Source organism: Mesorhizobium sp. M1403 (assembly GCF_040317695.1).
GTDB lineage: Bacteria > Pseudomonadota > Alphaproteobacteria > Rhizobiales > Rhizobiaceae > Mesorhizobium.
Map to the genome: position 1 here is coordinate 215,709 of NZ_JAMYKY010000007.1, position 12,111 is coordinate 227,819.

Annotated in this window: 11 protein-coding genes; 6 read left to right on the forward strand and 5 right to left on the reverse strand. The window is 62.7% G+C overall.

Annotated elements, in window-relative coordinates; genetic code table 11:
• Positions 1-32: 32 nt before the first annotated feature.
• Complete coding sequence (locus tag NKH01_RS15250) at positions 33-266, reverse strand: DUF2093 domain-containing protein (protein ID WP_031193470.1); 234 nt, start codon at positions 264-266, stop codon at positions 33-35.
• 234 nt (positions 267-500) lie between these two features.
• Positions 501-1,406 carry a LysR family transcriptional regulator gene (locus tag NKH01_RS15255; protein ID WP_352481286.1) on the reverse strand — a complete coding sequence of 302 codons (906 nt, stop codon included), beginning with the start codon at positions 1,404-1,406 and terminating at the stop codon, positions 501-503.
• A gap of 111 nt (positions 1,407-1,517) precedes the next feature.
• Between NKH01_RS15255 and NKH01_RS15260 the strand changes: the two genes are divergently transcribed.
• Positions 1,518-2,411, forward strand: coding sequence for a DMT family transporter (locus NKH01_RS15260; RefSeq protein ID WP_353000944.1), 894 nt, complete (start codon positions 1,518-1,520; stop codon positions 2,409-2,411).
• A gap of 36 nt (positions 2,412-2,447) precedes the next feature.
• The gene (locus NKH01_RS15265) at positions 2,448-3,299 is read left to right on the forward strand and encodes a hypothetical protein (RefSeq protein WP_353020865.1); all 852 of its coding nucleotides are present in this window, start codon (positions 2,448-2,450) and stop codon (positions 3,297-3,299) included.
• A 34-nt stretch (positions 3,300-3,333) separates the two neighbouring features.
• Here the strand turns inward: NKH01_RS15265 and mutL are convergent, their stop codons facing one another.
• Entirely contained in the window at positions 3,334-5,193 is a 1,860-nt protein-coding gene (gene mutL, locus NKH01_RS15270; RefSeq protein ID WP_353020867.1) for a DNA mismatch repair endonuclease MutL, read from the reverse strand.
• A gap of 81 nt (positions 5,194-5,274) precedes the next feature.
• Entirely contained in the window at positions 5,275-6,177 is a 903-nt protein-coding gene (locus NKH01_RS15275) for a LysR family transcriptional regulator (RefSeq protein WP_352857288.1), read from the reverse strand.
• A 103-nt stretch (positions 6,178-6,280) separates the two neighbouring features.
• On the opposite strand from NKH01_RS15275, the gene NKH01_RS15280 reads away from it, so the two are divergent.
• Positions 6,281-7,270: a zinc-dependent alcohol dehydrogenase family protein gene (locus NKH01_RS15280; RefSeq protein WP_352481283.1), complete on the forward strand. Its 990-nt coding sequence runs from the start codon at positions 6,281-6,283 to the stop codon at positions 7,268-7,270.
• Positions 7,271-7,290: 20 nt separating this feature from the next.
• Here the strand turns inward: NKH01_RS15280 and NKH01_RS15285 are convergent, their stop codons facing one another.
• Complete coding sequence (locus tag NKH01_RS15285; protein ID WP_023717175.1) at positions 7,291-8,193, reverse strand: LysR substrate-binding domain-containing protein; 903 nt, start codon at positions 8,191-8,193, stop codon at positions 7,291-7,293.
• Between the two features lie 91 nt (positions 8,194-8,284).
• Between NKH01_RS15285 and NKH01_RS15290 the strand changes: the two genes are divergently transcribed.
• From NKH01_RS15290 to NKH01_RS15300, 3 genes are all read left to right on the forward strand, one after another.
• On the forward strand, positions 8,285-9,835 hold the full coding sequence (locus NKH01_RS15290) for a trimethylamine methyltransferase family protein (RefSeq protein WP_353020870.1): 1,551 nt from the start codon (positions 8,285-8,287) through the stop codon (positions 9,833-9,835).
• Between the two features lie 41 nt (positions 9,836-9,876).
• The gene (locus tag NKH01_RS15295) at positions 9,877-11,526 is read left to right on the forward strand and encodes an ABC transporter substrate-binding protein (RefSeq protein WP_353006789.1); all 1,650 of its coding nucleotides are present in this window, start codon (positions 9,877-9,879) and stop codon (positions 11,524-11,526) included.
• Between the two features lie 105 nt (positions 11,527-11,631).
• Positions 11,632-12,111 (forward strand): DUF3828 domain-containing protein, encoded by a 480-nt coding sequence (locus NKH01_RS15300; RefSeq protein WP_353020872.1) that lies wholly within the window; start codon positions 11,632-11,634, stop codon positions 12,109-12,111.

Below are 12,111 nucleotides of genomic sequence, written 5' to 3' on the forward strand. Positions count from 1 at the left end.
GATCGCAACGGGCGGCTTCCATTTGCGCTGGACTACCGTCGGCGGCGCAGTTCCGGATGCGCTTCGATCTCGCGGCGCAATGATGCAGCGGCATTCAGATAGGGTTCCTGCCTGGCGACACTCCAATATTTGAGCTCGTCGAGCGGGATGCTCTCGCCGGTCACCGCACAGCGAACGAAGGCGCCGGGGCTAGTCACCTGGAAATCGCCGTCGAGATAGCGGATGCGGGCTTCCTTGCCGCCGGGGCCTTCGAAACGGTTCATCATGGGGTGGTGCCGAAATTCATGACGATGTCATCGCCACAAATTGCGGCGAGGTCAAGCTTGGTTGGCTTTGCCTGCCTCTGTTTCTGGTGACACTTGCTCGAACAAGCCGGCAAAGCGGATGCCAATGCATGTCGCGCAAAAGTGTGCAGCGGTTTTGCGATAACGACATGCATAAACACAAGAACCTGAAGCGCGTCGCATGAGGCCGGTCGAACGCGACGCGCTTCAGGCATCTCATTCTTCGGCGATGATAAACTCTTCGATCCTCTCCGCTGGCAGCCCGGCCTGGACTGCGATGCGACGAGCAAGTTCGGCTGCCGCGGCGCGCGGCCGCCCCAGCGGCCGGTCGAGCCAGTAGGATATCGGGCTGAGGGCACGGCGCTCGTCTACGGCGACGATGCGGCCCGATTTCAATTGGTCCACCGTCAATGGCGGACGCGCCAGCGCAATGCCGAGCCCGTGCGCGGCGGCGTCGAGCACGAGGTTGTAATCCTCGAAACGGCGGTCGTGCGGCCGCGGCCGATAGTCCATCTCCTGCGCCGCAAACCAGGCGCGCCACGCCGAAGCGTCGGAATCGTTGATCACCGGAAATTCGAGCAGCCGGGCCGGATCGCCGCGGCCGATCTCCCTGGCCAATTCCGGCGAGGCGACCGGGAACACATATTCTTCGAAAAGCTGCACCGAGATCCGGCCCGGAATGCGGCCGCGCCCGCAGCGGATCGACAGGTCGATGCCCTCGTCGGCAAGATCGCCCTGGCGGATGTCGACGTCGAGCACGATGCGCAGCTTGGACGGGTGGTTCTCCAGCGCCGCCATGCGCGGCATCAACCACAGCCCGCTGACCGAGGGGATCGAGGTCAGCCGCACCACCGCCGTGCCGCGCGGCTCGACCCAGCGATCCGAATTGCTGGCGATCAGGGCGAAGGCTTCGGTGGTGCGCAGATGCAGGCGATTGCCCTCGACGGTCAGCGAGACGCCGCGCGCGCCGCGATCGAAGACTTTCAGCCCAAGCCAGTTCTCGAGCTTGGCGATCTGCCGGCTGACGGCGCCATGGGTGATGTTGAGCTTCTCGGCCGCCGCCGAAAAGCTGCCTGCCCGCGCCGCGGCATCGAAGGCGCGCAGGGTTTCAAGCGGCAGCATCGAGTCTGAGCTGTGATCCATAGTCACAGGTGATACTCGATTTGTTCGTTTGTCAATCGACGCGCAATAGCGTTTCTCTACTTCATGGCATTGGATCGCGAGGACACCGAGATGAGCATCTATACCGGAACGTTGAATCCGACACAGCGTATGGATGCCACGGCGGCCATCGCGGTGGCGCTGACGGTGGTCGGCTGGGCCTCCGCCTTTCCGGCGATCCGCGCCGGCCTTGCCGCCTTCGGGCCGCTGGAACTCGGCGCGTTGCGCTTTGCCATCGCCGCGGTTCCGGCGGCGATCTTCCTCGCGGTCAAGCGGCCGGCGCTGCCCAGGCTCGACGAACTCTGGCGCTTTGCCTTCGGTGGTGCCGTCTTCGTCGCGCTCTACACGGTGATGCTCAATTTCGGCGAGCTGACTGTTTCGGCAGGTGCGGCCGGCTTCATCATCAATGTCAGCCCGATCTTCACTGCGATCATGGCCATGGCGCTGCTCGGCGAACGCTTCTCAGGCCTGGCCTGGGCCGGCACATTCCTGTCCTTCGCCGGTATCGGCATCATCGCCATGGGCGAGGGGCAGGGGCTGCATTTCAACAATGGTGCGCTGCTTGTCCTCGGCTCGGCGCTGTGCTCGGCCGTCAACACCATCGTTCAGAAGCCGCTGTTTGGTCGCCACCACCCGCTGACCATCTCGGCCTCGAACATGGTGCTTGGCGCGCTCTGCCTGTCGCCATTCCTGCCGAGCGGTCTGGCGCAGGCAGCGGTCGCCGATACCGCCGGGCTCGGCGCCGTCATCTTTCTCGGCATCGTGCCCAGCCTCATCGCCTACGCTGCCTGGGCAACAGCACTTTCCCGGCTGCCGGCGGCGCGCGCATCGAACTTCCTCTATCTGGTGTCCCCGGTGGCGACGCTGATCGGCTTCTTCTGGCTGGGCGAGGTACCGACGCTGCTCGGCATAATCGGCGGGGCGCTGGCGCTCGGCGGCGTCATCGTGGTGAATTTGAGGAGGTGAGATTCAGATAATTGAAGCTTTTTCCCGACTCAAACCATGAGCGTTACTGACGACCATTGCGATGCAGACATGAGCCAGGCCGGCGTCTATGTTGATTGCGTTTGCGAAGCGTGGCGAGGGGTCGACATGGGAATGCAGTTTATCTCCGCAATTTTTTTCTTGTTGCTGTTCAGCCAAAATGCCGTCGCGGGTTGGTATCAGATCGAAAACTACGAAGGTTTCATTGGGCCTAACCCAGTCCATCTGTCGCTGCAGAGGAATGACAGTTTCGGCAGCGGGATTACGGTCGAGGGGAGCTATTTCTATGACGCGAAGCAAAGCCCGATAGCAGTGTACGGCAAGATCAACGGCACCAGCGTATCCCTTTGCGAGATTGCGGACGACAAGGAATTCGACCGGGTGCTGGTCATGGGATCGAAAACGCCCGTCGACACCAGTGGATGCCCATTTTCTCTCGACATTGGTGAAAGCGGCGCAACAGGAACCTGGAGCAAGGGTGCGGACAAACATCCCGTCACGCTCAAGAAAGTTGCGAGCCTGGACGATACCGGCGACGGGAAGATTGACGGAACCGTTGAGATCCCGTTCTGGGCGCAGACCGCCACCGACAGGTTTTCAGGCATCTACGCGAAAACCGAAGCCGGAATTTGCATGCGAAAATTGCAAGTCATCGGCAAGCGAAGCAAGAAAGTCTATCAAGAGATCGAGTTCGATGACGACAATTGCGACGCGGGAATGCTGATGACGCCAATCTACATGAATGTTCAAAAACAGACGGAAAAAATCGCCGAGGTCATTTCAGTAAACTTTCGTGGCGGCGGCGCTGGCTATACAATGGACTATGTTTTCTCTCTTAAAACCAAGAAGTATCATCAATTGGCGAATTGAGCGGGTGCCTCGCTTGGCGTTGCCCAGGTAATGCTTACCGTCGCCCGAACAGCCTCTCGATATCCGCCAGCTTGAGCTCGATATAGGTCGGGCGGCCGTGGTTGCAGGTGCCGGAGCCGGGCGTCGCCTCCATCTGGCGCAGCAGCGCGTTCATCTCTTCCGGTTTGAGCAGGCGGCCGGAACGTACCGAGCCGTGGCAGGCCATGGTCGCGGCTATCCTGTCCAGCCGCTCCTTCAGCGTGTCGACGGTGTCATTGTCGGCGATTTCGTCGGCGAGGTCGCGCACCAGCTGCTGGACGTTGGTCTCGCCGAGCATCGACGGCGTCTCGCGCACCGCAACGGCGCCTGGGCCGAAGCGCTCGATGCCGAGGCCGAAGCGGGCCAGCGTCTCGGAGTGCATGGCAAGCCGCTCGGCATCCTCTTCCGGCAGATCGACAATCTCGGGCAGCAGCAGCATCTGCGACGGCACCGCGCGTGAGTGGAGGGCGTTCTTCAAGGCCTCGTAGACCAGTCGCTCATGCGCCGCATGCTGGTCGACGATGACAAGCGAATCCCTGGTCTGGGCGACGATATAGTTCTCATGCACTTGCGCGCGCGCCGCGCCCAGGGCCGTGCCGAGCAGCGTCTCTGCCGCCTGATCCTGTCCGGCGCGCGCGTCGGCACTGTGCAGTGGGTCGGCGTCGAAGGCCGCCTGCTCGTCCTCGCCGAAGCCGCCATTTGCAGAGCCCATATCGAGCGGCCGCTGCGGCGAACGGGCAGGGTCGAACCCGGCAAAGCCCGATGCCCGATAGGCGGCCTCGTAACTGCGGTGACCGTTGGCCGGGCCGCCATGCGCATAGGATGCCGCGCCCGGCCGGAACGCTGCCATCATGCCGGCGGCCCCGGTGGTGGCGGCGCGGATGCCGGCATGGGCCAGTGCTTCGCGGATGGCGCCGACGATCAGGCCGCGCACCAGCCCCGGATCGCGGAAGCGCACGTCGGCCTTGGCCGGATGGACGTTGACGTCGACGATCGCCGGATCGAGCGTCAGGAACAGCACGGTGACGGCATGGCGGTCGCGCGGCAGCACGTCGGCGAAGGCGCCGCGAATGGCGCCGGCGATCAATTTGTCACGCACCGGGCGGCCGTTGACATAGGCATATTGCTGCAGGGCGTTGGCGCGGGTGAAGGAGGGCACCGAGACATGGCCGGCGAGGTGCACGCCGTCCCGCACCGCGTCGATGGCGATCGCATTGTCGGGAAAGTCGGCGCCCATCACCTGTGCCACCCGGCGCAGCCGGCCTTCCGGGCTGTCCTCGGTCGCCGGCAGCTCCAGCGTCGAGCGGTCCGGGCCGGCCAGCGTGAAGCGCACGGCGGGAAAGGCGATGGCGATGCGCTTGACCACGTCGCCGATGGCCGAGCCTTCGGCGCGCTCACCCTTCATGAATTTGAGCCGCGCCGGCGTGGCGAAGAACAGGTCGCGCACCTCGACCGTGGTGCCGCGATTGGCCGCCGCCGGCCTGACGGCGGAGACGCGGCCGCCGGCGATGCCGATCTCGGCGGCGTTTTCACTGGACGCTGTGCGCGAGCGGATCGACAGCCGCGCCACCGAGCCGATCGACGGCAAGGCCTCGCCGCGAAAGCCGAGCGAGCGGATGTCGTGAATATTGTCGGCGAGCTTCGAGGTGCAATGGCGCGCGATCGCCAGCGCCAGTTCCTTTTCCGGAATGCCCGAGCCGTCGTCGCTGACGCGGATCAGGTTCAGCCCGCCACCAGCGGTGACGATCTCGACACGCGTGGCGCCGGCATCGAGCGCGTTCTCGACCAGTTCCTTGACCACGCTTGCCGGACGCTCGATGACTTCGCCGGCGGCGATCTGGTTGATCATCGTTTCGGAAAGCTGGCGAATGGGCATGGCAGCACTATAGGCGGATTCGTGGTCGATGCGGGAGGGCGGAATTGAGGAAATCCACGCAGCTGACCGCGACCGTGCACTTCAAGTCATGAGTTTGGGCAGCGCTGCCGCCAGTGCATCGACGGCAAGGCGGACTTTCATCGGCAGATGTGGCGTCTGCAGCCACAGCGCATGGGCGTCATAGAGAAACCTCGGCTGTTCCGGCAATAGCGGGACAAGTACGCCCGCCTGAATGCGCTGGCGAACCAGCCAGTATGGCAGCCAGGCGAGCCCCATGCCGGCGGCCGCGGCATCGGCGATGGCATCGAGATCGTCGAGCCGCAATCTGCCAGCGAGCCTGACCTCCGTCGCAGGCTGGCCATTGCGTGGAAACAGCCACGGCTGAACGGCACGCCCGGAACGGCGGTAGATGATCGCGTGATGGCTGCCGAGGTCATCTATCGCCTGCGGCTGGCCGTGCCTGTCGAGATAGGATGGCGACGCGCAGACGACCATGTGCTGGCGCGCGACGCGCCGCGCCATCACCCCGGCCTGGTCCTCCAGATCGCCCGTTCGGATGGCAAGGTCGCAGCCGTCCTCGGCGAGGTCGGCGAGGGCGTCGCTGAACGACAGGTCAAGTTCCAGCGCCGGATATTGCTGCGCAAGCCCGAACAGGATCGGGGCAACGCAGCGCCGGCCGAAATGCACCGGCATGAGGACGCGCAGCTTTCCGCGCGGTTCGGCAAGCTGGTCGGCGGCGAGTGCATCCGCGGCCTCCGCTTCGGCAAGCACCAGCCGGCAGCGTTCATAATAGGCGCGCCCGAAATCCGTCAGGCTTTGGCGGCGCGTGGTCCGGTTGATGAGGCGCACGCCCAGGCGCTCCTCGAGAAGCCGGACATGCTTGCCGACCATCGGCCCGGATAGATCGAGAGCCGCCGCCGCAGCCGCGAACGAGCCCAGGTCGACGGCTTTGACGAACACGGCCATGCTCGTAAGGCGATCCATATTCAAAACCCACAGTTTCCACTGATCTACTCAAGCGGCTATTTATCCGCCTGATTGCCGCTGGCATAGCACATTCAGTGCAAATATTTTGGAGTTGTGACCGATGGCGCGTGTCGTTCGTTTTTATGAGCTGGGTGGTCCCGAGGTTCTGCGCATCGAGAATGTCGACATGCCTGCGCCGGGACGAGGCGAGATCCAGATCCGTGTCAAGGCGTTGGGTCTGAACCGGGCCGAGGCGTTGCTGCGTTCAGGCAGATATATCCAAACCGCGCCGTTGCCTTCTGGTCTTGGGCTTGAGGCCGCTGGCCTCGTCGAAACGGTCGGCGAAGGCGTGGACGGGTTTGCGCCGGGCGATGCCGTCAGCATCGTGCCGCCAGTGTCGATGGCCCGCTGGCCTGCCTATGGTGAGATTGCCACATATCCCGCCGAGCTCGTCGTCAAGCATCCACCATCGCTGAGCTGGGAAGAGGCCGCCGCTGCGTGGATGCAATATCTCACGGCCTACGGTGCGCTGATCGACATTGCCAAACTCGGCAGGAAGGACTTTGTCGTCATCACTGCGGCATCGAGCAGCGTCGGACTGGCGGCGATCCAGATTGCCAACCTGGTTGGCGCGACCCCGATCGCCGTCACACGGACGTCCGCCAAGAAGCGGACTCTGCTTGAGTTCGGCGCGGCCCACGTCATCGCCTCGGCAGAGGTGGATCTGGAAGCCAGGTTGAAGGAAATCGCCGGCCCGGACGGCGTGCGCGTGGTGTTCGACGCGGTCGGCGGGCCGATCTTCGAGCCTCTGACGGCAGCGATGGCACTGGGTGGCATTCTCATCGAATATGGCGGCTTGAGCCCCGACCCGACACCTTTTCCGTTACCTGCAGTGCTAGGCAAGACGCTGACGCTGCGCGGCTATCTCGTCCACGAGATCGTGCGCGATCCGGCCCGGCTACAGGCCGCCAAGACATTCATCCTTGATGGACTGAAATCGGGTTCGCTGAAGCCCGCAATCGCTAGAACCTTTCCGTTTGATCAGATCGTCGAGGCGCATCGTTATCTCGAGTCGAACGAACAATTCGGCAAGATCGTCGTGACGGTTTGACCGGGCATTGTGGGATAGCCTCACGCTTGCGCCGCCAGCCAGTCCCGCACCTTGCGGGCGTTGTCGCTGAGCTCGCGGTTCCTCGACCAGATGACATGAAAGCCCTTGCCGGTCGTCATTGTGTGGCCGGTGACGCGCACCAGCAGCCCTGATGCCAGCAGCCGCTCGGCGAGATGACCCCAGCCGAGCGCGATGCCTTGCCCTTCCATGACTGCCTGGATCACCAGCGCATAGTCGTTGATGCGCAAGCCACGCCCGGCATCGGCGATGTCGACACCGGCCGAGGCGAACCATTCGTCCCAGCTGGCGGCCTCGCGAAACGGCTCTTCGAGATGAATGAGACGATGCGATGGAAGGTCCTTCACGTTCGCCGGCAGCCCGAACCGGGCCACATAACTAACGCCGGCGACGGGGAATATCACTTCATCGGCCAGCGGCAGCGAATGATAATCCGGCCATTCCTTGGGCTCGCCGCCGCGGACGCCGAGCGGAATGTCTTCGGCGATGATGTCGAGATCGCGGTCCGCGGTCTGGATGCGCAGGTCGATGCCCGGCAGTTCGTCGCGAAACTGCTGCAGGCGCGGCATCATCCAGAACGAGGCGAATGCGGTCGAGGCGGCGAGCGTCACGTGAGCGCCGACGGCGATCTGGCGCAGATCTTCCGCCGACTTGCGGATGTGCGACAGGCCGAGCGAGACGTCGGCGTGAAAGCGATCGCCGGCCTCGGTAAGGCTGACTTGCCGGTGGCGGCGCTGGAAGAGTTTGGCGCCGAGCTGCTCCTCGAGCCCACGGATCGCATAGGAGACGGCAGCCTGCGTCATGCCGAGCTCCCGCCCGGCGGCGGTAAAGCTCGACAGCCGGCCGGCGGCCTCGAAAACGATCAGGCTGCCGGCCGAGGGCAGCAGATGGCGCAAGCTTCGCATAAGCTGAGCTTATACAAGAGATCAGGATTTTCCAGCGTCACAGCTGCATTTTGTCTGGCTAGATTGATCGAGACAGGAAGATGGAGCCTCCATGAACGCACCGGCCGTTGAAGTGAGCGAACATACCAATCGTCGCGCGGGTGGCCGCCTGGGGCGCAAGGCGCTGCGGGGAGCTCCCGTAGCGTCATTTCCGACCCTGGTTCGCAAGATTCCGGTGTATCAGATGGTCCCGGACGAGGCGGTGGAGCTCATCCACCAGGAGTCGCTCAGCATCCTCGAAGAGGTGGGATGCGAGTTCCGCGACGACGAGGCTATCGCAATGTGGAAGGCGGCGGGCGCCGATGTCTCCGAGACAAGGGTCCGGATCGACCGCGCCCTGCTGATGGACCTCGTCTCGAAGGTCCCGTCGGAGTTCACGCTCAATGCGAGGAATCCCCAGCGTTCCGTACGTGTGGGTGGAAACAACTCCATCTTCGTGCCGATGTACGGGGCGCCTTATGTGCGCGACCTCGACAACAACAGGCGCTACGGCACACTCGCCGACCTCAACAATTTCCACAAGCTGGCCTACATGGCGCCGGCGCTGCATTCGTCGAGCTCGATCATCTGCGAGCCGATGGAAATCGCGGTGCCGAAGCGTCACCTCCACATCATCCATTCAGCGCTGAAGCACTCCGACAAGCCGTTCATGGGCATCGTGACCTCCAAAGATCGAGCCGAAGACACGATGGCGATGGCAGGCATCGTGTTCGGCGAGTACTATGTCCGCGACAACCCGGTCCTGGTGGCGATCACCAACTGCAATTCGCCGCTGGTCTGGGATGCCACCATGCTGGACGCGATGAAAGTCTATGCGCGCCACAACCAGCCGCTGATCCTCGCGCCCTTCGCCCTTTGCGGCGCCTCGACTTCGGCCTCTGCAGTCGGTGCGGTCGCGCAGGTCAATGCCGAAGCGCTGGCGGGCGTCGCGTTCACACAGCTCTTGCGTCCGGGTTCGCCGCAGATCTACGGACAGTTCATGGTGACGGTCGACATGAAGACCGGCGCTCCCATGGGCGGCACGCCGGAGGCGGCCCAGATGATGTATCTCATGGGCGCGCTGGCGCGGAAGTATCGGCTGCCGTGGCGCACGTCCGGTTTCCATGTCGGTTCGAAGCTGAACGACGCCCAGGCGGGCTACGAGGCGAACATGCTGATGCATGCCGCCATCCTTGCCGGCGCCAACTACATCTGGCACTCCGCCGGTTGGCTCGAGGCCGGCCTGACCTGCGGCTATTCGAAATTTGCCACCGACTGCGAGCAGCTTGTCGGCTGGTACAAATATGCTGGCGGGCTGCCATTCGACGATTTCAAGGAGGCTATGGCGGCTATCCGCGAGGTCGGACCGCAGGGCCATTTCCTCGGCACCCAACACACGCTCCAGCATTTCGAGTCCGCCTTCTTCATACCGAGCATCATGGACTTCAATTCGTTCGAACAGTGGAAGGCGGAAGGAGCAAAGGACCACGACACCCGCGGCCGCGAGAAAGCGCGCAACATGCTCGCCGATTATGAGGAGCCGAAGCTCGATGAGGGCATCGCCGATGGTCTCAAAGATTTGATTGCGCGGCGCGAGGAGAAACTACCGGACAGCGTTAGTTGATAACGGGCGAAGACCCGATGGGAACCATAACGGAGGAAAAAATGACACTCTTCAGAAGCAATGGTGATCGCGTACCGAGCGCCATCGAAGCGATGGCCAGCGAGGCGCGTGCAGGTCGTGTGGATCGGCGCGAGTTTCTGGCTCTGGCAAGCGCTTTCGGCGCATCGACGGCCCTTGCCTACGGCATGATCGGTCTTGCCGTGCCAGAACGGGCTTTGGCTGAAGAGCCGAAGAAAGGCGGCACGCTGCATGTTTCGATGTCGGTGAAGGCACAAAAGGACCCGCGCACCTACGACTGGGTGGAACTTGCGAACATTTCACGCTGCTGGCTCGAGCCGCTTGTCCGCTACACCCGCCAGTTCACTTTCGAGCCGGTTCTGCTTGAAAGCTGGGAGGTCAATGACGACGCCACCGAATATGTGCTGCATGTGCGCAAGGGCATCACCTGGACCAATGGTGATGCTTTCGGCGCCGATGATGTGGCCTACAATCTGACGCGCTGGTGCGAAAAGGCTGCCGCCGGCAATTCCATGGCCGCGCGCGTCGGTGCGCTGATCGACGCAAAAACCGGCAAGGCCAGGGATGGCGCGATCACCAAGGTCGACGACAACACGGTCAAGCTGAAGCTGAACGAGCCGGACATCTCGCTGATCCCGAACTTCACCGACTATCCAGCGCTGGTGGTCCATCGCAACTTCGACGCCGACGGCGCCAATCCGATCGAGAAGCCGATTGGCACCGGGCCATTCGAACTGGTGTCTTATGCGGTCGGCCAGAAAGCGGTCGTCAAGCGTCGTGAGACTGGCAAGTGGTGGGGCGGTGAAGCGCTTCTCGACGGCGTCGAATTCATCGACTACGGAACCGATTTCAACGCGTCGATAAATGCATTCGACTCCGGCGAAATCGATCTCAACTTCGAGACGCCCGCCGACTTCATAGACATCCTCGACAAGATGGGGCTGGTAAAATCGGAGGTCGCAACAGCGACCACGCTCGTTGCCCGGACCAACGTCACGCACAAGCCCTACGACGACAAGCGCGTCCGCAACGCCCTGCAAATGGCCGTCGACAACCAGGCGGTGCTCGAACTTGGCTATGCCGGGCGAGGGACTGTTGGTGAAAACCATCACGTCAGCCCGATTCATCCGGAATACTTCGCGCTGCCCAAGAAGACACGTGACGCCGCGGGCGCCAAGAAGCTGATGGCCGAGGCCAAGCAGGCCGACTTCGAGCATGAACTGATCACCGTCGAGGACGATTGGCAAAAGAATACCGGCGACGCTATTGCCGGCCAGTTGCGCGATGCCGGGATCAAGGTGAAGCGCACCGTGCTGCCGGGTTCGACCTTCTGGAACGACTGGACGAAATACCCCTATTCGATGACCATCTGGTACATGCGCCCGCTTGGCGTCCAGGTGCTGGCGCTCGGCTATCGCACCGGCGAGGCGTGGAACGAAACCGGCTACTCGAACCCTGATTTCGATGCCAAGCTCAAGCAGGCTCTGTCGCTTATCGACGTCGAGAAGCGCCGCGAGGTCATGAAGGACATCGAGCAGATCCTCCAGGATTCGGGCGTCATCATTCAGCCGTTTTGGCAGAAGCTGTTCAGCCACATGAACGAGAAGGTGAAGAACTACGGTGTCCACCAAACCTTCGAGATGGATCTCCAGAACGTCTGGCTGAACGCCTGAGTTGCCAGCAGAGGACGCGTTGCAGGATTTCATGGACCGCAAGAAAGCCGACAGGCAAGATGCGTGGTACTGATAGCTTCCGTCAGTGAACAATCGGGGACACGCATGAAACTGCCACTTTTTGTTGCCGCGCTTTCGATGGCCTTGTCGGCGGCCGCGTTTGCCGGCCCTGCTGCCAACGCCGTGAAGTTCTTCTATGTCCCGTCGGTCAAATTCGAGGCCGATGCGCAATATCGCGACCGCTTCACCGCGCCGGTGACGAAACTGTTCGAACTGAACGACAACGCGGCAAAGAACCATCCGGATGAAGTTCCCTGCATCGACTTCGCCCCTGGTCTCGATGCGCAGGACTATGACGAGAAGACCGTGGCCAAGACGCTGACGCTGGCCGAAACGCTGGATGGCGACAGCGCCGAGGTGACGGCGACGTTCAACCTTTTCCCGGAAGGCGATGATTCCAAACGCGAAATGGTCTGGTCACTCAGGAAGATCGATGGCCAGTGGAAGGTCGCCGACATCACCTCGAAGACCAGCGGCTGGACACTCAGTGCGCTCGAATGTCTGGCCGGGCAGACCCCGGAGTGA